20 protein-coding genes are annotated in these 21,545 nt (G+C 73.7%); 8 read left to right on the top strand and 12 right to left on the bottom strand.

The genetic code is table 11. From position 1 onward, the window contains the following. Nucleotides 1–44: 44 nt before the first annotated feature. On the bottom strand, nucleotides 45–815 hold the full coding sequence (locus tag RM425_RS20410; RefSeq protein WP_311347068.1) for a hypothetical protein: 771 nt from the start codon (nucleotides 813–815) through the stop codon (nucleotides 45–47). Nucleotides 816–1,133: 318 nt separating this feature from the next. On the opposite strand from RM425_RS20410, the gene RM425_RS20405 reads away from it, so the two are divergent. Next, nucleotides 1,134–1,697: a copper resistance CopC family protein gene (locus tag RM425_RS20405; RefSeq protein WP_311347067.1), complete on the top strand. Its 564-nt coding sequence runs from the start codon at nucleotides 1,134–1,136 to the stop codon at nucleotides 1,695–1,697. Beyond that, entirely contained in the window at nucleotides 1,694–3,097 is a 1,404-nt protein-coding gene (locus RM425_RS20400) for a copper resistance D family protein (protein ID WP_311347066.1), read from the top strand. The genes RM425_RS20405 and RM425_RS20400 overlap by 4 nt, the downstream gene beginning before the upstream one ends. A gap of 49 nt (nucleotides 3,098–3,146) precedes the next feature. On the opposite strand, the gene metH is transcribed toward RM425_RS20400, so the two are convergent. Next, nucleotides 3,147–6,947, bottom strand: coding sequence for a methionine synthase (gene metH, locus RM425_RS20395; RefSeq protein WP_311347065.1), 3,801 nt, complete (start codon nucleotides 6,945–6,947; stop codon nucleotides 3,147–3,149). Between the two features lie 212 nt (nucleotides 6,948–7,159). Between metH and RM425_RS20390 the strand changes: the two genes are divergently transcribed. Then, on the top strand, nucleotides 7,160–8,026 hold the full coding sequence (locus tag RM425_RS20390; RefSeq protein WP_311347064.1) for a PAC2 family protein: 867 nt from the start codon (nucleotides 7,160–7,162) through the stop codon (nucleotides 8,024–8,026). A 58-nt stretch (nucleotides 8,027–8,084) separates the two neighbouring features. After that, a complete protein-coding gene (locus RM425_RS20385) occupies nucleotides 8,085–8,396 on the top strand; it encodes a hypothetical protein (protein ID WP_311347063.1) in 312 nt (103 codons plus the stop codon). Nucleotides 8,397–8,406: 10 nt separating this feature from the next. Here the strand turns inward: RM425_RS20385 and RM425_RS20380 are convergent, their stop codons facing one another. Together RM425_RS20380 and mshC are read right to left on the bottom strand one after the other, a co-directional pair. Continuing rightward, entirely contained in the window at nucleotides 8,407–9,450 is a 1,044-nt protein-coding gene (locus RM425_RS20380) for an HD domain-containing protein (protein ID WP_311347062.1), read from the bottom strand. Next, nucleotides 9,450–10,700, bottom strand: a complete 1,251-nt coding sequence (mshC, locus tag RM425_RS20375) for a cysteine--1-D-myo-inosityl 2-amino-2-deoxy-alpha-D-glucopyranoside ligase (protein ID WP_311347061.1) — start codon at nucleotides 10,698–10,700, stop codon at nucleotides 9,450–9,452. The genes RM425_RS20380 and mshC overlap by 1 nt, the downstream gene beginning before the upstream one ends. 74 nt (nucleotides 10,701–10,774) lie before the next feature. Here mshC and RM425_RS20370 point away from each other — a divergent pair, with 74 nt between their 5' ends. Beyond that, nucleotides 10,775–11,491, top strand: coding sequence for a maleylpyruvate isomerase family mycothiol-dependent enzyme (locus tag RM425_RS20370; RefSeq protein ID WP_311347060.1), 717 nt, complete (start codon nucleotides 10,775–10,777; stop codon nucleotides 11,489–11,491). A 1-nt stretch (nucleotide 11,492) separates the two neighbouring features. Here the strand turns inward: RM425_RS20370 and RM425_RS20365 are convergent, their stop codons facing one another. Further along, nucleotides 11,493–11,879, bottom strand: a complete 387-nt coding sequence (locus RM425_RS20365) for a VOC family protein (protein ID WP_311347059.1) — start codon at nucleotides 11,877–11,879, stop codon at nucleotides 11,493–11,495. Nucleotides 11,880–11,998: 119 nt separating this feature from the next. Between RM425_RS20365 and RM425_RS20360 the strand changes: the two genes are divergently transcribed. Beyond that, nucleotides 11,999–12,604 carry a maleylpyruvate isomerase N-terminal domain-containing protein gene (locus RM425_RS20360; protein ID WP_311347058.1) on the top strand — a complete coding sequence of 202 codons (606 nt, stop codon included), beginning with the start codon at nucleotides 11,999–12,001 and terminating at the stop codon, nucleotides 12,602–12,604. A gap of 13 nt (nucleotides 12,605–12,617) precedes the next feature. On the opposite strand, the gene RM425_RS20355 is transcribed toward RM425_RS20360, so the two are convergent. From RM425_RS20355 to RM425_RS20335, 5 genes are all read right to left on the bottom strand, one after another. Beyond that, the gene (locus RM425_RS20355; protein ID WP_311347057.1) at nucleotides 12,618–13,445 is read right to left on the bottom strand and encodes an acyl-CoA thioesterase; all 828 of its coding nucleotides are present in this window, start codon (nucleotides 13,443–13,445) and stop codon (nucleotides 12,618–12,620) included. A gap of 165 nt (nucleotides 13,446–13,610) precedes the next feature. Beyond that, nucleotides 13,611–14,360: an SCO1664 family protein gene (locus tag RM425_RS20350; RefSeq protein WP_311347056.1), complete on the bottom strand. Its 750-nt coding sequence runs from the start codon at nucleotides 14,358–14,360 to the stop codon at nucleotides 13,611–13,613. Nucleotides 14,361–14,373: 13 nt separating this feature from the next. Then, complete coding sequence (locus RM425_RS20345) at nucleotides 14,374–14,925, bottom strand: DUF3090 family protein (RefSeq protein WP_311347055.1); 552 nt, start codon at nucleotides 14,923–14,925, stop codon at nucleotides 14,374–14,376. A gap of 22 nt (nucleotides 14,926–14,947) precedes the next feature. Next, nucleotides 14,948–15,646: a histidine phosphatase family protein gene (locus RM425_RS20340; RefSeq protein ID WP_311347054.1), complete on the bottom strand. Its 699-nt coding sequence runs from the start codon at nucleotides 15,644–15,646 to the stop codon at nucleotides 14,948–14,950. A gap of 223 nt (nucleotides 15,647–15,869) precedes the next feature. Beyond that, entirely contained in the window at nucleotides 15,870–16,715 is an 846-nt protein-coding gene (locus RM425_RS20335; protein WP_311347053.1) for an undecaprenyl-diphosphate phosphatase, read from the bottom strand. Between the two features lie 214 nt (nucleotides 16,716–16,929). On the opposite strand from RM425_RS20335, the gene RM425_RS20330 reads away from it, so the two are divergent. Both RM425_RS20330 and RM425_RS20325 read left to right on the top strand, forming a co-directional pair. Further along, nucleotides 16,930–17,910, top strand: coding sequence for an aldo/keto reductase (locus RM425_RS20330; RefSeq protein WP_311347052.1), 981 nt, complete (start codon nucleotides 16,930–16,932; stop codon nucleotides 17,908–17,910). Continuing rightward, nucleotides 17,907–19,886: an AAA family ATPase gene (locus tag RM425_RS20325; RefSeq protein ID WP_311347051.1), complete on the top strand. Its 1,980-nt coding sequence runs from the start codon at nucleotides 17,907–17,909 to the stop codon at nucleotides 19,884–19,886. The genes RM425_RS20330 and RM425_RS20325 overlap by 4 nt, the downstream gene beginning before the upstream one ends. 6 nt (nucleotides 19,887–19,892) lie before the next feature. On the opposite strand, the gene RM425_RS20320 is transcribed toward RM425_RS20325, so the two are convergent. Further along, complete coding sequence (locus RM425_RS20320; protein WP_311347050.1) at nucleotides 19,893–20,375, bottom strand: hypothetical protein; 483 nt, start codon at nucleotides 20,373–20,375, stop codon at nucleotides 19,893–19,895. A gap of 136 nt (nucleotides 20,376–20,511) precedes the next feature. After that, nucleotides 20,512–21,435, bottom strand: coding sequence for a glycine betaine ABC transporter substrate-binding protein (locus RM425_RS20315; RefSeq protein WP_311347049.1), 924 nt, complete (start codon nucleotides 21,433–21,435; stop codon nucleotides 20,512–20,514). Nucleotides 21,436–21,545 lie beyond the last annotated feature (110 nt).

The following is a 21,545-nucleotide window of genomic DNA, read 5'->3' as shown; positions in this document are numbered from 1 at the left end:
CCCCCCCCCCCCCCCCCCCCCCCCCCACGACCGGGCAGCCGGGATCAGGCCTGGTCGGCCTGACGACGGCGGTAGGCAACGGCACCAGCAGCGACCGCACCGACGGCGGCGAGGGCGCCGACGCCGATCGCACCCTGCGCCTCGATGCCGGACGTGCTGCCGGCGCCGGTCTCGGCACCGCCAGCCGGCGCGGCACCCATCTGCGCGACCTCGAGAGCGCCACAGGCGGCCGGAGCGGTGGCCTCCATGGGCAGCGACGGGTCGAGGTCGCTCTTGACGTCGCCGTCGTAGGTTCCGCTGCCGTTCTCGTCGACGCCGTGCAGCACGAGCACGGCGGTGCCGGCCTCGAACGCCTTGTGCACGTCATCGGTGACCTCGATGGTCCGCTCGTAGTTGAGCGAGCCACCCTCGGCGGTCGGGAAGCGGTCCACGGCCAGCCCGCTGTCCGGGCTGGTGTCGCCGGTGACCGTCAGGGACGTGCCGATGGCGCCGTAGGCCGCAGCGCCCTCGGTCGTGCTCAGGAAGGCGTCGCCGTCCTTGTTGTCGGCGGCGGTGGGGCAGGTGCCCGCGGCGCCGATGTGGAAGTGCTGGGCGTGCGGCGCACCGGCGAGCAGGCCGGAGGCCTCGATCATGACGGTGGCGGTGTTCCCGTCCAGGGTCACCATCCCGGTGCCGGAGACGCCGGACTGGTTCAGGGCACCCAGGTCGGCCTGGTAGCTCGACGCGCCCTCGTGCGCCGATGCGGAGGACATGGCGAGCAGCGGGAACGCCGCAGCGGCGATGGCGACGGTCGGGAGTGCGAATGCCTTGCGCAAGGTGTGCTCCTCGTGATCGGAGTGGTGCCGGGGCGGCGGCTCGGAACCGGTCGCCCGTCCTGCCGACCGGCGCATCGGTGCGCCGGCCGTCGATCCGGTCGTGTGACCCAGGTCAGCGATCGGATGACCGGCAGGAGGGTCCCTGCCGCCGCGCTGTCCGTCTGACCTTCGGCACCAGTGCCCCGGGCGGTTCATTCGACGCCGGAATCGTTGGGAGACGACCCGATCGTGTACGTCCCGATTGCTCGCACCGTATCGGTCGCGCACGCTGATCGACGTTTCCGACATCCGGAAACCCGGCCCCGACGAAAGATGGGTATGACTCGTTCTCGTCGTGCGTCCCTGGGGCGGGCTCTCTCCCGAGCGGCGGCGGTCCTGGCCCTGGTCGCCGGGCTCGGCGCGGTGCACCTCGGTACCCCGCCCTCCGCGCTGGCGCACGACGGCCTGGTCGGCACCAGTCCGGCGGCCGGGAGCACGGTTCCCGAGGGCCCTGCCACCGTCGAACTGGACTTCACGGCCGAGCCGCTCCCCATCGGCACGCTGGTGGCGGTGACCGGCCCCGACGGCGCACCCGTGTCCGCCGGAGACGCCGAGATCCGGGGCACGACGGTGGTCCAGCCGCTCGACAGGACGCTGTCCGCCGGGACCTACCGCGTCGAGTGGCGGAGCTCGTCCTCCGACGGGCACGCCCTGTCCGGGACCTTCGACTTCGCGGTGACCACGGGGAGCGCCCCCTCCGGTACGCCGTCGCCGGCCGCGTCCAGCGGCCCGGACACGACCGCGGCCGAGGACGGGGTCGCGGCGGTGTGGCCGGCCGTCGGCGGCGTCGTCCTCGTCGGGCTCGGCGTGGTGCTGGTCAGCCGGCTCCGGCGACGCGGGTGAGCAGCGGCGCGCCGGCCGTGGCGCCTCCGACGCCCCTGCCCGAGCACGATCTGCCGCGCCCCGGCCGGCGGCGCCGGTACCTGCTCGCCGCCCTCGCCACCACGGCGGCCCTCCTGGGCCTGCTGTTCTTGGCGCTGGCCGTGGGCTCGGGGGAACCGGCCGAGGGGCCGACCGGCCTGCCCGCGGCCGGCCGGATCGTGGAATGGGGCCTGCCGGTGGCCACCCTGGCGGGCCGGGTCGCGGCCGTCGGGACGATCGGCACGCTGCTCTTCGCCGCCGTCCTCCTGCCCGGGCGGGGGGCGGCGCTGCCCGCGCAGTCGCGGCACGCGCTGCGGGCCGCGTCGACCTGGGCCGTGGCGTGGGCCGCGGCGACGGGGATCGCTGCGCTCCTCACGCTCAGCCGGCTGTTGGGGACGGACCCCACGTCCGTGTCCTGGACCTCGCTCCGGGTGTTCGTCGAGGACACCGGCGCCGGGCGCGCCGCGTTGCTCGTGGTCGCGCTCGCGCTGGTCGTCGCGGTCGCGGCGTCCCGGTGCACCGCGACCGGCGCCCGGATCCTGCTCCTCCTGGGGCTGTCGGCACTGGTGCTCCCGGTCGTGCTCAGCGGCCACTCCTCCGGGGCCGAGGACCACCTGCTCGCCGTGACCACCCTCGGCGTGCACGTCGTGGCCGCCACCGTCTGGATCGGCGGTCTGGGAGCGCTGCTGGTCCACGGCCGCGGCGCGGAGGCCCTGCCCGGAATCGCGTCGCGGTTCAGCTCACTGGCCCTCGCCGCGTTCCTCGCGACGGCGGTCTCGGGTGTCCTCGCCGCGTGGGTGGTGCTGGGCGGCAGCGGTGCGGTGCCGGCCGCCCTGGGCACCGGGTACGGCGCTCTGCTCGTGGCGAAGACCGCGGGCCTGACCGTGCTCGGGCTGCTGGGCCGGCAGCACCGCCGGCGCACGCTTCCTCGACTCCGCGCCGGCGACGGCCGGGCCTTCCGCCGGTTCGCCGCCGGCGAGGTCCTGGTCATGCTGGCGACCGTGGCCCTGGCCGTGGCGCTGGCGGCGTCCCCGCCACCGGGGAACGCCGCGCCCACGGGGACGGCGTCAGCCGCGCCGGCGGGCACCGCCGCGCCCGCGGCCGCCGATCCGATGGCCGGGCACGATCACGGCGAGCTGTCGGTGGGGGTCCTGGTCGACGAGGAGCGCTTCCACGTCGCCCGTCCGGTCGTCGCCGGTTCCCGGGTCACCGTCTTCAACGGCAGCGACGCCGAGGTCACCCTCACCGCGGCCGACGGCTCGTTCGACCTCGTCGTCCCGTCGCGGACGCTGACGACCTTCCTCGCCCCTCAGGAGGCCGGCGAGTACGGGTTCACCAGCGCCCACTCGGCGTCCTTCGCCGACGTCCTCGTCGTCGAGTGAGCCCACCGTCCCCGGAGCACGGCGCCGGGGACGGTGGGCTCGGGGTCCGCTATTCGTCCTCGGTGCGGTAGCCCAGGTTCGGCGAGAGCCACTTCTCCGCCTCGTCCACCGACCAGCCCTTGCGCCGGGCGTAGTCCTCGACCTGGTCGCGGCCCACCCGGCCCAGCACGAAGTACTGCGAGTCCGGGTGGGAGAAGTACAGCCCGCTCACCGCGGCGCCCGGCCACATGGCCATGCTCTCGGTCAGCTCGATGCCGGTGTGCGCCTCGACGTCGAGCAGGTCCCAGATCGTCAGCTTCTCCGTGTGCTCCGGGCAAGCGGGGTAGCCCGGCGCCGGCCGGATGCCGTGGTACTTCTCCGCGATCAAGCCGTCGGCGTCGAGGCGCTCGTCCGGGGCGTAGGCCCAGAACTCCTTGCGCACCCGCTCGTGCAGGCGCTCGGCGAACGCCTCGGCCAGCCGGTCGGCCAGGGCCTCGAGCATGATCGCGCTGTAGTCGTCGTTGTCCTTCTTGAAGGCCGCCACCCGCTCGGCCGAGCCCAGGCCGGCGGTCACCGCGAAAGCCCCGATGTAGTCGCGCAGCCCGGTCTCCCTGGGCGCGACGAAGTCGGCCAGCGACTTGCGCGGCGATCCGTCCCGGCCCTCGGTCTGCTGCCGGAGCTGGTGCAGCACGGTGCGCACCTCGCGGCGCGACTCGTCGGTGTAGACCTCGATGTCGTCCCCGGCGACCTGGTTGGCCGGGAAGAGCCCGAACACACCGGCGGCGCGCAGCCACCTCTCCTCGACGATGCGGTCGAGCATCGCCTGCGCGTCCTCGTAGAGCCGGCGTGCGGCCTCACCGGTCGTCGGGTTGTGCAGGATGTCGGGGAACCGGCCGCGCATCTCCCACGCGTTGAAGAACGGCTGCCAGTCGATGTACTCGCGCAGCTCTGCGAGCGGGTAGTCGGGCAGGGACTTCACGAACTGGGTCGCCCGGTCGTGCAGGTGGTCGCAGTCCGGGCCGGAGCAGACGTCCTTCGCCTGCTGCAGCAGCATGCGCGGTCGCGGCGGCGCGTAGTCGGTCCAGTCGATCGGGGTCGCCGCCTCGCGGGCGGTCGCGATCGGCAGCAGCGACCGGCTGTCCTGCCGGGCGGCGTGCCGCTCGCGCAGCGTCGCGTACTCGGTGTCGGTCTCGGCCAGCAGCCTGGGCCGCTGCTCGTCCGAGAGCAGCGCGGCCACGACCGGCACCGAGCGGGAGGCGTCCTTCACCCAGATCACCGGACCGGAGTACTTCTGCGCCACCTTGACCGCGGTGTGCGCCCGCGACGTCGTGGCCCCGCCGATGAGCAGCGGGATGGTGAAGCCCTGGCGCTCCATCTCCGAGGCCAGGTTGACCATCTCGTCCAGCGACGGCGTGATCAACCCGGACAGGCCGATGACGTCGGCTCCCTCGGCCTTGGCGGCGTCCAGGATCTTCTGGGCGGGGACCATGACCCCGAGGTCGACGACGTCGTAGTTGTTGCACTGCAGCACGACGCCCACGATGTTCTTGCCGATGTCGTGGACGTCGCCCTTCACGGTGGCCATGACGACCTTGCCGTTGCTGCGCTCGGCGTCGCCGGGCCTCTTCTCCGCCTCGATGTAGGGGATCAGGTAGGCCACGGCCTTCTTCATGACTCGGGCTGACTTCACCACCTGCGGCAGGAACATCTTCCCGGCGCCGAACAGGTCGCCGACGACGTTCATGCCGTCCATCAGCGGACCCTCGATGACCTCGATCGGCCGTCCGCCCCGCTCGCTGATGAGCGCGCGCAGCTCCTCGGTGTCGTCCTCGACGAAGCCGTCGATGCCCTTCACCAGGGCGTGGGTGATCCGCTCCCCCACCGGCAGGTTCCGCCACTCCTCGGTGGCGACCTCCTTGACGCTGCCGTCACCGGCGAAGTCGCCGGCGATCTCGAGCAGCCGCTCGGTGCTGTCGGGGCGGCGGTTGAGGATCACGTCCTCGATCCGCTCGCGGAGCAGCTCCGGCACCTCGTCGTAGACCTCGAGCGCGCCGGCGTTGACGATGCCCATGTCCATGCCCGCGGCGATGGCGTGGAAGAGGAACACCGCGTGGATGGCCTCGCGCACCGGGTTGTTGCCCCGGAAGGAGAAGGAGACGTTGGAGACGCCGCCGGAGACCAGCGCGCCCGGCAGGTGCTGCTTGATCCAGCGGGTGGCCTCGATGAAGTCCAGCCCGTAGTTGGCGTGCTCCTCGATGCCCGTGGCGACGGCGAAGACGTTCGGGTCGAAGATGATGTCCTCGGCCGGGAACCCCACCTGCTCGGTGAGGATGTCGTAGGCGCGCCGGCAGATCTGCTTGCGCCGCTCCAGGTCGTCGGCCTGCCCGTCCTCGTCGAAGGCCATGACGACGACGGCGGCGCCGTACTTGCGGCACAGCCGTGCCTCGCGGACGAACTTCTCCTCGCCCTCCTTCAGGGAGATCGAGTTGACGATCGACTTGCCCTGGACGGTCTTGAGCCCGGCCTCGATGACCTCCCACTTGGAGGAGTCGACCATCACCGGCACGCGGCAGATGTCGGGCTCGGCGGCGACCAGCTTGGTGAAGCGGTCCATCGCCTCGACGCCGTCGATCATCCCCTCGTCCATGTTGACGTCGATGACCTGCGCACCGGCCTCGACCTGCTGGCGGGCGACGGCGAGGGCGGCCGGGTAGTCGCCGGCCTTGATCAGGTTCCGGAAGCGGGCCGAGCCGGTGATGTTGGTCCGCTCGCCGACGTTCACGAACAGCGTCTCCTCGCTGACCGTCACCGGCTCCAGCCCCGACAGGCGCAGCGCGGAACGGACCTCGGCCGGGACGCGCGGCGTCTTCCCGGCCACGTCGCGCGCGATGGCCGCGATGTGCCCGGGCGTCGTGCCGCAGCAGCCGCCGACGAGGTTGACGAAGCCGGCGTCGGCGAACTCGGCCACGATCGCGGCGGTCTCGTCGGGCGACTCGTCGTACTCGCCGAAGGCGTTCGGCAGCCCCGCGTTGGGATAGCAGGAGACGAAGGTGTCGGCGATCCGGGAGATCTCGGCGATGTAGGGCCGCATCTCCTTGGCGCCCAGCGCGCAGTTCAGGCCCACCATCAGCGGCCGGACGTGCCGCACCGAGTACCAGAACGCCTCGGTGACCTGGCCCGACAGCGTGCGCCCCGAGGCATCGGTGATCGTGCCGGAGATCATCACCGGCCAGCGACGGCCGCGCTCCTCGAACAGCGTCTCCAGCGCGAAGATCGCCGCCTTCGCGTTGAGGGTGTCGAAGATCGTCTCGATCAGCAGGACGTCGGAGCCGCCGTCGACCAGGCCGTTCGCCTGCTCGAGGTAGGCCCCGACGAGCTCGTCGAAGGTCACGTTGCGGGCGCCGGGGTCGTTGACGTCCGGTGAGATGGACGCCGTCCGGCTGGTCGGGCCGATCGCGCCGACGACGTAGCGCGGCTTCTCCGGCGTGCGGGCGGTCATCGCGTCGCACTCGCGGCGGGCCAGCCGCGCGGAGGTGACGTTGAGCTCGTAGGCGAGGTCGGACATGCCGTAGTCGCTCAGCGAGATCGTGGTGGCGTTGAAGGTGTTCGTCTCGACGAGGTCGGCACCGGCCTCGAGGTACTCGCGGTGGATGCCGGCGATGATCTCCGGCTGGGTGATGCTCAGCAGGTCGTTGTTGCCCTGCACGTCGCTCGGCCAGTCCGCGAAGCGCTCGCCGCGGTAGCCGGCCTCGTCCGGGCGGTCCCGTTGGATGGCGGTGCCCATCGCGCCGTCGAGCACGAGGATGCGCTGCTCGAGCAGGGCGGTCAGCTGGGCCGTCGCGTCGGGACGGAGGGCGGGTGAGTCGGACACAGGCGTTCCCCAGAACTGCGTGGCTGTGGGTGTGCGGGCTCCGGCTCCGTGGACGAGCTCCGGCACCCCCGGCGGGTCTGCCCAGGCTTGGGCGGTCCCGATGTCGGCTCCATGGTCTCACTTCGGCGCGCGGACGACGACGACGTGGGCTCCGTTCACACCCAAGGGTTCCCCGCCTCGCCGGGCGGGCGGATCGACGTAGGCTCGCAAGGGTGATCGATCCGAAGTCCGGCGCCGAGGACCTGCCCGAACTCACCGACCCCGTCGTGGTCGTTGCGTTCGAGGGCTGGAACGACGCCGGCGACGCCGCCACCGGCGCGGTCGAGCACCTGGAGCTGATCTGGGACGCCACGCCGCTGGCCGCGCTGGACCCCGAGGACTACTACGACTTCCAGGTCAACCGCCCGACGGTCTCGCTCATCGACGGGGTCAGCCGGAGCATCGAGTGGCCGACGACCCGCATCTCCGTGGCCCGGCCCCCGGGCAGCGAGCGCGACGTCGTGCTCATCCGCGGGATCGAGCCCAACATGCGCTGGCGGGGGTTCTGCGAGGAGCTCATCGGCCTGCTGCAGGAGCTCGACGCGCAGACGGTCGTCTCGCTGGGCGCGCTGCTGGCCGACACACCGCACACCCGCCCGACGCCGGTAACCGGCTCGGCCTACGACGACGACTCGGCGCAGGCGTACGGCCTGGAGACCTCGCGCTACCAGGGCCCGACGGGCATCCTCGGCGTGTTCCAGGACGCGTGCGTGCAGGCCGGCCTTCCCGCGATCAGCTTCTGGGCAGCCGTACCGCACTACGTCTCGCAGCCGCCCTCGCCCCGGGCGACGCTCGCCCTCCTGCGGCGGGTGGAGGAGGTCCTGGAGATTGCGGTGCCGGTCGGGGCGCTCCCCCAGCAGGCCGAGGACTGGGTGAAGACCGTCGACGAGATGGCCAACGAGGACGACGAGGTCGTCGAGTACGTGCGCTCGCTCGAGGAGCGGGCCACCGAGGTCGACCTGTCCCAGGCCAACGGCGACCAGATCGCCCGGGAGTTCGAGCGCTACCTGCGTCGTCGCGGCGGCCCGGCCGGCGGCTGACGCTCGGCCTGGCGTGCCGTGACGATCCGCGCATGGATCAAGGGTCTAGCGTGGCGGCATGGAGCAGGACTTCGGTGAGTTCCCTTCGGTCTTCCTGGGGTTCTTCGGCCTCGTTGCGGCGTTCATCGTGGTAGTCGTCGTCATGATCGTGGTCAGCCTGGCGCGCAGCCGGAGGGTGCTGCGCGACAGCGGGCTGGACCCGCTGGCCGCGCCCGCCGAGGTGGCCGTCCGCCTCGCGCGCGGTCCGCTGGCCGCCCCGGTGCGGAGCCTGGAGCAGCGGCTGGCCGAGCTGGACGACCTGCACCGCCGCGGGGTGATCACCGACGCCGAGCACGACGCCGGCCGGCGGGCCGCGCTCACCGAGCGGTAGCCGCCCCGGATCAGGCGGAGCGGAGCAGCGGGCGCATCCGGGAGGCGGCGTCGTCGTCGAACAGCCGGTCGTGGGTGGCCAGCGCGAACCGGTCGGTCATGCCGGAGACGTAGTCGACGACCTGGGTGACCGGGTCGGCCTCGGTGTCGCGGTAGGACGCCGGCAGCAGCTCGGGGTGCGCCAGGTGGTGGTCGACGAGGCGGCGGATGACGTCGACGGCCACGTGCTTCTGCCCGGCGGCGGTCTCGGACTCGTAGACCCGCTGGAACATGAACGCCCGCAGCTCGTGCATCGCCTCCAGCGGCTCGGGAGCCATGCGCACGACGCCGGTGTTCCCGGGCACGAGCGACCCCTCCACGACGGCGTCGATCATGGCGCCGACCATCTGGCTGCCCGGCTCGCCGAACACCGCCCGGGTGCCGGCCGGGAGCTCGTCGGGCCGCAGCACGCCGGCGCGGACGGCGTCGAGCGCGTCGTGGGACAGGTAGCCGATGCGGTCGGCGTAGCGCACGCACTCGGCCTCGCGGGTCGACGGTGGCGGGGTGATCTTCCAGCTGTGCGCCCGGACGCCGTCCCGCACCTCCCAGGTGAGGTTGAGGTGCTCGAGCACCTCGACGATGCGCACGCCCTGGGCGGCGTGGTGCCAGCCGCCGGGCACGTAGGGGTCGAACGCGTCCTCGCCGATGTGCCCGAAGGGCGAGTGCCCGACGTCGTGGGCCAGCGCGATCGCCTCGGCGAGCGTCTCGTTGAGGCCGAGCGCACGGGCGAGCGAGCGGGCCACCTGGGTGACCTGGAGCGTGTGCGTCAGGCGGGTGACGAAGTGGTCGCCGTCGGGGTTGAGGAAGACCTGCGTCTTGTGCTTGAGCCGCCGGAAGGCCTTGGCGTGCAGGATCCGGTCGCGGTCCCGTTCGAACGCCGTCCGCAGCTCGTCCTCGGGCTCCGGCCGTGCGCGGCCCCGGGAGGCGGCCGCCCGGCACGCCGCGGGGGCGAGTTGCTCCTCGGCGAGCTCGCGCGCGGCCCGGTCGGTGAACCGGAACGGAGCGGCGGCCGTCATCAGCCGTCCTGCAGCGCGACGCCGAGCAGCGCGTCCACGGCGTCGCAGACGATCGTCGGGGACTGCTCCTCGCGCTCCCCGGCACCCGACAGCGTCGCCGCGGCCCAGGCGTCGACCACCGCGATCGCCCCGGGGCTGTCCAGGTCCTCGGTCAGCCGTTCGCGGAGACCGAGCAGCACGGCGGCCGCGGGCGCGCCGGTGTCCTGGACGACGGCGCGCCGCCAGGTGCCCAGCCGCTCCTGCGCCTCGCGGAGCAGCGCCGGCGTCCAGGCGCGGTCGGTGCGGTAGTGCCCCGCGAGCAGGGCCAGCCGGATGGCCATGGGGTCGACCCCCTCGCCGCGGAGCTTGGAGACGAAGACCAGGTTGCCGCGGCTCTTGCTCATCTTCTCGCCGTCGAGGCCGATCATCGCGGCGTGCACGTAGGCCTGGGCGAAGGGCTTGGTGGCGGTCAGCGCCTCGGCGTGGACGGCGGAGTACTCGTGGTGCGGGAAGACCAGGTCGCTCCCCCCGCCCTGCACGTCGAAGCCCATGCCGATGGTGTCCAGGGCTATCGCGGCGCACTCGATGTGCCAGCCGGGCCGGCCGTGGGTGCCGCGCGGGCCGGGCCACGACGGCTCGCCGGGCCGGGCGCCGCGCCAGAGCATGGGGTCCAGGGGCTGCCTCTTGCCGGCCCGCTCCGGGTCTCCCCCGCGCTGGGCGAAGAAGCCGAGCATCGTGGCCTCGTCGTAGCGGGACTCGCTGCCGAAGCCGGGCGCCTGGGCGATGTCGTGGTAGACGTCGCCGGTGCCGTCGTCGAGCGCGTAGGCCAGCCCGTCGTCCAGCAGGCTCTCGACGTGGCCGACGATCCGCGGGATCGCCTCGACCGCGCCGACGAAGTCCTCCGGCGGCAGCACGCGCAGCGCCGTCATGTCCTCGCGGAACAGCGCCGTCTCCCGCATGGCCAGGACGACCCAGTCCTCGTTGTCGCGGGCGGCGCGCTCGAGCAGCGGATCGTCGATGTCGGTGACGTTCTGGACGTAGTGCACGGCGTGGCCGGCGTCCCGCCAGACCCGGTTGACCAGGTCGAAGGCGAGGTAGGTGGCGGCGTGCCCCAGGTGGGTGGCGTCGTAGGGCGTGATGCCGCAGACGTACATCCGGGCCGTCCGGTCCGGGCTGGTGGCCACCACCTCACCGCGCGCGGTGTCGTGGACCTTGAGCGCGGGACCGGTGCCCGGCAGGGTCGGCAGGAGCGGAGCGGGCCAGGAGAGCACGACCCGAGCCTAGATTGCAGGTCCGACGTCACCGCCCCGCACTCCGGAGCGGTCGTCGCGGAGGAGGACACGCCATGGAGATCCACGACCACCTCCCGTCGCTGCGACGGTCGAACGCACGGTTCGCCGAGGCCGCCGCCGCAGGCGTCCTGGCCCACGGCTGGGCGGCGCGGGTGCCGGGCTGCCCCGACTGGTCGCTGGCCGATCTGGTCTGGCACCTGGCCGAGGTGCAGCGATTCTGGGCCTGGGTCGTGCGGACCCGCGCCCAGGACCTGTCCGGCTACGAGCGGCCCGACCGGCACCCCGACGACGAACTGCTCGGCTACGCGGCCGCCCGCAGCGCCGAGCTGGAGGCGGCCCTGGCCGAGGCCGATCCGGCCGAGCGCGTCTGGACCTGGGCGCGGCAGAAGGACGTCGCCTTCGTGCTGCGCCGGCAGGCCCAGGAGGCGGCGGTGCACACCGTGGACGTGGAGCAGGTGCTCGGCGACGTCCGCCCGATCCCGGCCGACCTCGGGCTCGACGGGCTGGACGAGTGGCTGGACGTCATGGTCCCGGCCGCGCTGCCCGACGGACCGCCGCCCGACGCCCATCCGGTGGTCCTCCACGCCGTGGACGCCGACGCCGAGCGGACCCTGTTCGCCGGCTCGCGGCCGTTCCCCGTCGCGACGCTGACCGGCAACGCCGGCGACCTGCTGCTCGCGGTGTGGCGCCGGGTTCCTCTCGACGTGCTCACCGTCGACGGCGACGGACTGCAGGCCGCCGCGATGATCGCCTCGATCCACCTGGAGTAGCTCAGGGCCAGGTCACCGCGTGCCGGTCGAACTCCTCGCCGGTCTGCACGCCGACGACGCAGAACACGAGCCCGGCCGGGTCCAGCAGCTGCCAGAACCTGCCCATGTCCCGGTACCGCGTCGCGCCCAGCGCCTCGAGCCGGGCGACCTCGGCGTCGACGTCGTCGGTCTCGATGTCGACGTGCCAGCGCGGCGGTGTCCCCTTCCCCGTCCGCTGGATCTCGACGTGCCAGCCGTCGGCGAAGGAACCCAGCGAGGCCCAGTCGGCGTCGCCGGGGTCGGCTCCGCCCGGGCGCCCGGTGGCCCCCGCCCAGAACGAGGTGCCTGCGGCGTGGTGCTCCGGCGGCAGGTCGAGCAGCAGGATGGACAGGCGGCTCCGGTGCGGCATGCCGGGCACCCTAGGGGCCCCCACCCACCGTCGAACCATGCGGATTCGTGGCGATCGGCCCCCGTGATGGCCACGAGTTCGCGTGGTTCGGCTCGCCGGGGGGCTGACAGGCTGTCGCGATGGACGACGAGACGCTTCGGGCCGAGATCGCTGCGTGCCGGGAGTCACACCGCCGGGTGCACGAGCGGGTGGCCGACGTCGACGACGCGGCGCTCCGCGGTCCCAGCCGGCTGCCCGGGTGGACGGTCGGGCACGTCCTCGCGCACCTGGCCCGCAACGCCGACAGCGTCGTCCGCCGGCTGGAGGGAGCACGCGCCGGAGAGCTCGTCGAGCAGTACGCCGGCGGCGCCGCGGCACGCGCGGCGGAGATCGAGGCCGGAGCCGCCCGGCCCGCCCGCGACGTGGTGACCGATCTGGTGCGCGCCGACGACGCCGCCGACCGCGCATTCGGAACCGCGGACGACGGGGTGTGGGTCAGCACGGTCCGGCTCGGTGGCGGGGCGACCGGTCCGGCTCGGGACCTCGTCTTCCGGAGGTGGCGTGAGGTGGAGGCCCACCACGTCGACCTCGGCCTCGGCTACGAGTGGACGGACTGGCCGGACGAGCTGGTGGAGCGCTGGCTGCCCTCGCTGCTCGCCGCTCTTCCGCAGCGGGCCGGCGGACATGCCCTCGTCGCGTGGACCACCGGACGGGGCCCCGCACCGACGCTGCCGCCGTGGGGATGACCTCGTGGACGGCTCAGGCGGGCAGCCGCCGGTAGAGGCACTGGCCGCCCCCGGAGGCGTGCAGCCGCCCGCTCGGCGACCACACGTTCGCCCGCCAGCCGAACATCCCCCGGGTGGACACCGGCGCCGAGCCGTCGCAGAGCAGCCACGGCTCGTCGACGGCGGGGCGGTGGAAGGCGACGTTCAGGTCCAGGGTGGGCGCGATGAAGCGCGGCCGCTGCCAGGCGTGCGGACGATGGGCAGACGGCCAGCTCGGCAGGTCGACCAGGATCACCGAGCGGGCGGCATCGATCCACGGATCCCGGAACGTCGCTGCCGGCCGGAATCGGAGCCATTCCTGCCACACGGCGGGACGCGGGCCGTCCGGCGGGCCGTCCTCCCACACGACCGGCCGCCCCTCGAGGTTGTTCCAGAACGGGAACGGAGGCCCGCTGCCCGCCGGCACCAGGTCCTCGATCGACTTCAGCTCGTCGGGCCCGGGGACGTCGGGCGGCACCGACTCGTCGTGCTCGAGGCCCTCGTTCCCGGCCACCGCCCACACCATCGCGTTCAGGATTGGCTTCCCGTCCTGGGTGATGGAGACGGTCGACGAGCCGGCGGTGCGGCCCGGCTTGGCGCTGCGCACCTCGATGTCGATCGGCTCCGGCCGGGCCACCCCGAGGTAGTGGCAGGAGAACGCGGCCGGCTCGTGCTCGGGGACCGTCGCACCCACCGCCCGCAGGGCGAAGGAGGCGATGTAGCCGCCCATCGGCCCCCAGATGTTCCACTCGGGCGACGGGATGGCCCGGAAGCGTCCCTCGTCGACCTGCTCCACCTGCGTGTCCACTCCCAGGTCACCCACGCCGGACACCCTCGCCGAGCCGGTGCTCGCCGCGCAACCGGTTCACGCTGGAGTGGACCCGTCGCGAGGCCCGCAGTATCCCGACGGGGACATGGGCAACGGCTCAGCGAGGCAGGAGGGCGGCACGTGGCCGCGGTGCGATCCGGAGGATCGCAGTGTCATGGCTCAGAACGGCGGCCAGGGCAGGGCGGGCCAGTCGCCGCTGGGCTCGGGGTGCAGCTTGGTGCGCAGCAGGTCGGCCACGCGCTGCTGGGTGCGCCGCACCTCGCGCCGGGTCAGGTGCTCGTGCAGCTGCTCCCCCAGCTCACCGCGCAGCTCCTCGGCCAGCCGCTCCAGCACCTCCAGGGCCGCGAGCGGGATGGGCCGGCCCGCCCAGCGCCACAGCAGGGTGCGCAGCTTCGGGTCGACGGAGAAGCAGATGCCGTGGTCGACGCCGTACACGTGGCCGTCGGGCATCGGGATGATGTGCCCGCCCTTGCGGTCGGCGTTGTTGACCACCGCGTCGAACACCGCCATGCGGCGCAGCGCCGGGTCGTCGCGGCGGACGAACTCGGCCAGGTCGACGTCCTCGTCGCCGTCGATCCACAGCTGCACCATCCCCGGCCCGAACGGCCCGTCGCGCAGCACGGTCGGTGGGACGACCCGCCAGCCGGTCGCCTCGGAGACCAGGAACGCCGAGATCTCCCGGCCGGCGAGCGTGCCGTCGGGGAAGTCCCACAGCGGCCGCTCGCCGGCGACCGGCTTGTAGACGCACTCGCCGCCGAGGTCGCCGGAACGGATGGTGCCGACCAGGGTCACGTTGGAGGCGTCGAGCATCCGGCCCTCGAGATCGATCTCGCCGGTCTGCAGCAGGTGCAGGGCCTCGGCGTCGTCGACGGGGGCCCGCAGGACGGGCTCGGCTGGTTGCTCGCTCATCGCACGCCGCCGGTCAGCGGCGGTAGCCGTTCTGCCGCGGGCACACGTGGCCGGTGGCGTCGAGCGGCAGCGAGCAGAGCGGGCACGACGGCCGGCCCGCGGAGATCACGCGCCGGGCCCGCGCGATGAAGGCCCGCGCCGCCATCGGGGTGATCGTCACCCGCAGCGCGTCGGGGCCCTCGTCGCTGTCGGAGAGGATGGCGTCCTCCTCGATCGGCTCCTCGCCCGCCGCCACGGCCTCGACGACGACGGCCTGCTCGGCCCCGTCCCAGGCCAGGCCCATGGCGGCCACGCGGAACTCCTCGTCCACGGGCGGGGTGAGCGGATCGAGGTCGTCGACGTCGGCGTCGGGCGGGATGACCGCGTCGGCACGGCCGGACACCTCGTCGAGGAGCTCGGCCATGCGGTCGGCCAGGACCTGCACCTGGTTCTTCTCCAGCGCGACGCTGACCGTGCGGCCACCGCCGTCGGACGCCTGGAGGTAGAAGGTGCGGTCCCCTGGCTGGCCCACGGTGCCGGCGACGAACCGGCTGGGACGGTCGAAGAGATGGACCTGACGGGGCACGCGCCCAGGTTACGCGGGCGCGTCAGGCGGGCGCGCCGGATCCGCCACCGACGACGGCGTCCGACGACGCCTTCCGGCGCCCGCGCTTCTTCGGCGGCGGGATCAGCGCGGAGACGTCCCCGCCGGTGTCGTTGACGCGGACGACGAACGGCCGGGTCTCGGTGTAGGTGACCACCGAGATCGACGCGGGGTCGACGACGATCCGCTGGAACTGGTCCAGGTGCAGGCCCAGCGCGTCGGCCAGGATCGCCTTGATCACGTCGCCGTGGCTGCACGCGAGCCACACGGCGCCGGGGCCCAGTTCGGCGTTCCAGGCGCGGACGGCGGCCACCGCGCGGGCCTGCGTGTGCGCCAGCCCCTCGCCCTCGGGCCCGGGGAAGACTGCGGCCGAGGGGTGCTGCTGCACGACCTTCCAGAGCGGCTCCTTGGCCAGCTCCTTGATCGTGCGGCCGGTCCAGTCGCCGTAGCGGGCCTCACCCAGCCGGTCGTCGGTGCGCAGGTCGAAGTCGCGCCCGGCGGTGATCGCCGACGCCGTCTGCACGCACCGCTCCAGCGGGCTGCTGACGACGGCGGCCAGCGGCACCTTCGCCAGCCGCTCCCCCACCGCGGCAACTTGCGCCGTGCCGGCCTCGTCGAGCTGCACCCCCGGCGTCCAGCCGGCCAGGATCCCGCCCGCGTTGGCCGTCGTCCGCCCGTGCCGGAGCAGGATCACCGTGGTCACGGCCGGAGACTATGCGGTGTTCCGCTCCGGTCTGCTCTACCGGCCCCGCCCGGAGGCTCATGCCGAGCTCGCGAGGCGTGAGGGGGGCGGGGTCCTTCCACTACGGGCGGGCGGGCACGGAGCCCGGTCGCCCGCCCCGCACGCCATCTGCGGGGAACGTGGTCGTCCCCGCAGCCCCCCGGGGCCGGCTTCCCCGCAGGTGGCCGCGCCGGGCCGGCGGGGGCTACGGGACGAAGGCGGGTTCGGGGTCGAGGACGCCGCTGAATACGAGCACCAGCACCAGGGCGCCGAGGGCGATCCGGTAGACCACGAACGGCGTGAAGGAGCCGCGGGCGAGGTACCGCAGCAGCCAGGCGATGACGACGAGGCCCACACCGAACGCGAGCACGGTGGCCAGGATCGTCGGCCCCCAGGCCACCCCGGGCCCGGTGACGTCGCCGGTGAGCTCGTCGTAGGCCTGGTAGAAGCCCGACGCCAGCACCGCGGGGATGGCCAGCAGGAAGGAGTAGCGGGCCGCGGCGGCGCGGGAGTAGCCGAGGAAGAGCCCGGCGGTGATCGTGCCGCCGGAGCGGGAGACGCCGGGGATGAGCGCCAGTGCCTGGGCGAAGCCGTACCCGATGCCGTGGGGAACGGTGAGCTGGTCCAGCTGCCGCTGCTTGGCGCCCACCCGGTCGGCCCAGTACAGGATCAGCGAGAACACGATGAGCGCCGTCGCCACGATCCGCAGGTCGCGGAACGTCGTCTCGATGTCCTCCTCGAACAGCAGGCCGAGGATCCCGATCGGCAGGCTGCCCACGATGATCAGCCAGCCCATGCGGGCGTCGGGGTCGCCCTTCCGCCGGCCGCCGAGCGAGGCGAACCAGGCGGTGAGGATCCGCCAGATGTCGTGGCGGAAGTAGAGCAGGACGGCGGCCTCGGTGCCGATCTGCGTGATCGCGGTGAAGGCGGCGCCGGGGTCCTCCCAGCCGAACGCCTCGCCCACGACGCGCAGGTGGGCGCTGGAGGAGATCGGCAGGAACTCGGTCAGCCCCTGGACCAGGCCCAGGACGACGGCCTCGAACCAGCCCATCAGCGCGGCCCTCCGCCGGCGCAACCCGCCCGGCCGGGGCCTCCGGCGGCCGCAGACCCCTGCGGGGCAGATCTCGGGGCGGACGACGTCGGCATCAGGCAGGCACGCACGAGCGGTCACCCTAGGCGGCGCCCGCGACGGCTTCCGGCGCGCCGCTCCGAGGCTGTGGGTGCTCGCCGGTGGGACCGGCTCCCCGCCGGTAGGTTGGCCGGTCGTGGAACAACGGGCGCTCGGGCGCAGCGGTCTGGTCGTCAGCCGGCTGGCGCTGGGCACGATGACCTGGGGCCGCGACACCGACGAGGACGAGGCGGCGATGCAGCTCACCGCCTTCGTCGACGCCGGCGGCACGCTGGTCGACACCGCCGACGTGTACTGCGACGGCGAGAGCGAGCGCATCCTCGGTCACCTGCTGGCCGACGTCGTCCCCCGCGGGGACGTGCTCGTCGCCACGAAGGCCGCCGGCCGGACCGGGCCCGGCCCGATGGGGCGCGGCTCCTCCCGCGGGCACCTGCTGGCCGCTCTGGACGCGTCCCTGCAGCGGCTGGGCCTGGACCACGTCGACCTGTGGCAGGTGCACGCCTGGGACGACACCACGCCCCTGGAGGAGACGCTGGCCGCCTGCGACCTCGCCGTCTCCTCCGGCCGGGCCCGCTACATCGGCATCAGCAACTTCTCCGGCTGGCAGACCGCGCAGGCCGCCACCTGGCAGCGTGCCTGGCCCGGCCGCACGCCGGTCGTCAGCACGCAGGTGGAGTACTCGCTCCTGCAGCGCGGCGTCGAGCGCGAGGTCGTCCCGGCGGCCGAGGCGCTCGGTCTGGGCGTGCTGGCCTGGTCGCCGCTGGGCCGAGGGCTGCTCACCGGCAAGTACCGGCACAGCACGCCCTCGGAGTCCCGGGGCGCCTCGCCGCAGTGGCAGGCGTTCATCGACGGCCTGCGCTCGCGCAAGTCCGACCGGATCGTCGAGGCGGTCATCACCGCGGCCGAGGGGCTGGGCACCAGCCCGCTGGGCGTGGCGCTGGCGTGGGTGCGGGACCGGCCCGGTGTCGTCGCCCCCGTCGTCGGTGCGCGCACCGCCCAGCAGCTGCAGGCCTCGCTCGACGCCGACGGCGTCCGGCTGCCCGCGGCCATCCGCACGGCCCTGGAGGACGTCTCCGCGGCGCCCGCCGGCTACCCCGAGCGGCGGGCGGACCGATGACCGCCGCAGCGCCGGTGCCCGGTGGCGACCCGGTCTTCGCCGCCTTCTGCGCGGCCGGCCTCTGGCCCGGGCTCGGCCGGCGGACCGCAGCCGAGCTGCCCGCCGCAAACATCACCGCTCCCGACGACGTCACCGCCGACCGGCTGCTGAAGCTGCCGCGGGTCGGGCGGCAGCGCGCCGAGCGGCTCTTCTCCAGCTTCCTGGCCGCGCAGCCCACCTACGAGGTGGTGGAGATGCTGGTGGGCGCCGGGCTGGCGGCCAAGCTGGCCGCGGGCGTGGCCGACACGCTGGGCCCGGACGCCGCCCGGCGGCTGCGCGACGACCCGTGGGCGCTGCTCAGCCTGTCAGGCGTGTCGCTGGCCGACGCCGACCGGCTGGCCATCGCCGTCCTCTCGGGCGCCGACCGGCAGGACTCCCGGCGCGGCCGCGCCATCGTCGGGCTCACCCTGCGCACCGCCACCCGGGACGGGCACACCGTCCTGCCCGCCGACCTCGTCGTCGCCGCACTGCGCGCCGAGGGCATCACCGACCCGGCGTCCGCGGTGGTGGCCGCCGTCGAGTCCGGCGACGTGCTGGAGCACGAGCCCCCGCTCCCCGACGACGACGGGTTGGGCGGGAATGGCGACATGGCCGAGCCCGCCGAGCCGGATCCGGCGCTGCGGATGCTGTCGCTGGCCCGGTTCGGCATGGCCGAGGAGGCCGTCGCCGAGAACGTCGCCCGGCTGGCCGCCGCGGCCGAGCGGATCGCCGACCCCGCCTCGGTGCGCTCGGTCGCGAAGGGGCTGGACGAGGCGCAGAAGCAGGCCGTCGCGCAGGTGCTGGGTGCCGGGGTGAGCCTGCTGACCGGCGGGCCGGGCACCGGCAAGAGCCGCACGGTCGCCGCGATCGTGAAGCTGCTGCGGGCGAAGGGCACCGATGTGGCCCTGGCCGCGCCCACGGGACGGGCGGCCAAGCGGCTGGAGGAGCTGACCGACCACCCCGCGGTCACCGTGCACCGGCTGCTGGGCGCCCAGGGCATGACCGGCGGGTTCGCCCGCAACGAGGAGTGGCCGCTGGACGCCGACGTCGTCGTCGTCGACGAGGCCTCGATGCTCGACGTCGAGCTGACCGCGGCGCTGCTCGAGGCCTGCCAGGACGGCACCCACCTCCTGCTGGTCGGTGACCCCGCGCAGCTGCCCTCGATCGGGCCCGGGCACGTACTGGGCGACCTCATCGACTCGGGCGCCGTCCCGGTCACCGAGCTGACCACCCTCTACCGGCAGGCCGAGGGCGGGGCCATCGCCCGGCTGGCCACCGGCGTGCGGGGCGGCGAGCTGCCACCGGTCGACTCCCCCGACCGCGAGGTCGTCATCGTCCCGGCCACCGGCTCCGCCGAGGCGGCGCGCCGGGTGGTGCAGCTGGTCACCGACTCGATCCCCCGCGCGCTGGGCATCGACCCCGGCGGCGTTCAGGTGGTGACGCCGGTGCACCGTGGGCCGGCCGGCACGATCGAGCTGAACAAGGCGCTCAAGGCGGTGCTCAACCCGGGCGAGGGCACCGTGTTCGGCTTCGACCCCGGCGACCGCGTGGTGGCCACCGCCAACCACCTGGACCTCGAGCCGATCGGCTTCGCCAACGGCGAGGTCGGGGTGGTCACCAAGGCCGGCGAGGGCTCGCTGGACGTGTCGTTCGCCTCCGGCCCGGTGACGGTCAACGGCTCAGCGCTCTCGGACCTGCGGCACGGCTGGGCGATCACCGTGCACCGGGCGCAGGGCTCGGAGTGGCCCGGCGTCGTCGTCGTGCTGCCGCCGGAAGCCGGCGGGATGCTGTCGCGGCCGCTGGTCTACACGGCGCTGACCCGCGCACAGAAGCACCTCTCGATCGTGCACGCCAGCGGCGCGGCACTGATGCGGGCCGTGCGAGAGGTCGACGTCCGCCCCCGGCGCACCCGCCTGGCCGCGCTGCTGGCCGAGTACGCCGCCGACCTCGCCGACTGACGCCGGTCAGCCGCCGTTGAGCTCGATCGCCCGCTGCAGGTTCCGTCGCCGCCACCAGCCGGCGCCGATGGAACCGACGGCCACGAGCAGGTAGAAGAACGACCCGCCCGGCCAGTTCCCGAAGGCGACGGCGAACACGACGGCGGTGATCAGCAGCAGCAACCAGGCGGCGCTGAGCCAGCGCATCGCCGTGGTCAGCCGAGGGCGATCCTGCTGCCAGGCCCGTTCCGCGTCCTGCACCATCCGCGCCCGTTCGACGACGGCCGCGCGGAGCCGCTCGTCGGGCACCGCACGCCCCCAGTTCAATGCACTGCTGACTTCTGCGACTTCGCGGTGGTCCAGCAGGTGACGGCTCATCCACTCGCGTTCGGCCTGCATCTGGTCGCGCCCCAGCGCATCGAGGCGGGCCCAGCGCCGCCGTCCGCCCAGCCAGTAGGCGAGCAGCGGCAGGCCGACGAGGATGAGCAGGACGACGAGCGCAGCAACCACGGCGCTGATCCTGGCGAAGTCTGACGGCGCCGGGGCCGGGAGGCGGTCGACGTCATCCGATCGGGCGCCGGACGAGAACGGGCGCGGTCCCCGTCGACGTTGACGGAGACCGCGCCCGCGGTCAGCGGCGCTGAGGTCAGCTCTTGAGGGCTTCCTCGACGTCCGGGTTCTCCTCGAACCAGGCCTCGACGGCCTCCTCGTACTCGCCCTCGCCGTACTCGTTGACGACCATGTTCTCCAGCGAGCCGTACTGCTCGTCGGTGAGGGTGAAGTCGCCCATGAGCTCGGCGACCTCGGCGCAGTCGTCGGAGAAGCCGGCGCGGGCCAGGGTGTGCAGCGCCTCGGGCTCACCGAGTGCGCCCTCCGGGTCCTCGAGGTCCTTCATCGGGAACTCGCTGTTGGCCCAGAACGGGCGCCACAGGGTGACGACGATGTCCTCCTCCGCGTCCACGGCGGACTGGAGCTCGGCCAGCATGGCCGTGGTGGAGGACTCGACGAGCTCGTAGGAGTCCAGCCCGTAGGCCGGGATGACCTCCTCCTTGGTGATCCGCGTCAGGCCCGCACCAGGCTCGATGCCGACGATCCGGCCACCGAACTGGTCGGCGTTGCCGGTCAGGTCGGCGATGGAGTCGATGTCGACGTACTCGGGGACGGCCAGGGTGAGCACCGCGCCCTCGTACCAGGCACCGAGGTCCTCGATGTCGTCGCCGAACTCGTCCATGTAGTCGGCGTGGGTGACCTCCGACCAACCGGACGGGTAGACGTCGACGTCCCCACCGGCGAGGCCGGCGTACAGCGGAGCGGCCTCGCCGAGCTCCTGGAACTCGACCTCGACGCCCCGGTCCTCGAGCACGTTCTGCCACAGGTAGGCGGTGCTGAGGCCGTCGGTCCAGGACGGCAGGAAGCCGAGGGTGACCGACTCGCAGTTCCCGGCGTCGCCCCCGGTCCCGGTGGCCGTGGTGTCCGTGCCGTCGTCGCCGCCGCAGGCGGTGGCGGTCAGGGCGACGGCGGCCAGGCCGGCCGCCAGCCGGGTCGTGCGGCGCATGGAAGACGCGCTCATGGTCGTGCTCCTCTCATCGGTGCCGTCCGCGAGAGCACGGACGGCGTCGTGCAGCGCGGAGGACCGGGCGGACGCCGGAGGGCGCCCGCACGGTTCCGCGCAGTCGGTGG

The sequence above is a fragment of the Blastococcus goldschmidtiae genome, from assembly GCF_031845325.1.
GTDB classification, from domain to species: domain Bacteria; phylum Actinomycetota; class Actinomycetes; order Mycobacteriales; family Geodermatophilaceae; genus Blastococcus; species Blastococcus goldschmidtiae.
This window is presented reverse-complemented; position numbering and strand designations above follow the sequence as displayed.

What these genes read in the sequence shown, in the direction of transcription:
- RM425_RS20325 (WP_311347051.1), top strand. Translation starts at nt 17,907, where the DNA reads ATGACCGCCGCAGCGCCGGTGCCCGGTGGCGACCCGGTCTTCGCCGCC.
- RM425_RS20385 (WP_311347063.1), top strand. Translation starts at nt 8,085, where the DNA reads ATGGAGCAGGACTTCGGTGAGTTCCCTTCGGTCTTCCTGGGGTTCTTC.
- RM425_RS20380 (WP_311347062.1), bottom strand. Translation starts at nt 9,450, where the DNA reads ATGACGGCCGCCGCTCCGTTCCGGTTCACCGACCGGGCCGCGCGCGAG.
- RM425_RS20365 (WP_311347059.1), bottom strand. Translation starts at nt 11,879, where the DNA reads ATGCCGCACCGGAGCCGCCTGTCCATCCTGCTGCTCGACCTGCCGCCG.
- RM425_RS20370 (WP_311347060.1), top strand. Translation starts at nt 10,775, where the DNA reads ATGGAGATCCACGACCACCTCCCGTCGCTGCGACGGTCGAACGCACGG.
- RM425_RS20360 (WP_311347058.1), top strand. Translation starts at nt 11,999, where the DNA reads ATGGACGACGAGACGCTTCGGGCCGAGATCGCTGCGTGCCGGGAGTCA.
- RM425_RS20335 (WP_311347053.1), bottom strand. Translation starts at nt 16,715, where the DNA reads ATGGGCTGGTTCGAGGCCGTCGTCCTGGGCCTGGTCCAGGGGCTGACC.
- RM425_RS20350 (WP_311347056.1), bottom strand. Translation starts at nt 14,360, where the DNA reads ATGAGCGAGCAACCAGCCGAGCCCGTCCTGCGGGCCCCCGTCGACGAC.
- RM425_RS20405 (WP_311347067.1), top strand. Translation starts at nt 1,134, where the DNA reads ATGACTCGTTCTCGTCGTGCGTCCCTGGGGCGGGCTCTCTCCCGAGCG.
- RM425_RS20315 (WP_311347049.1), bottom strand. Translation starts at nt 21,435, where the DNA reads ATGAGCGCGTCTTCCATGCGCCGCACGACCCGGCTGGCGGCCGGCCTG.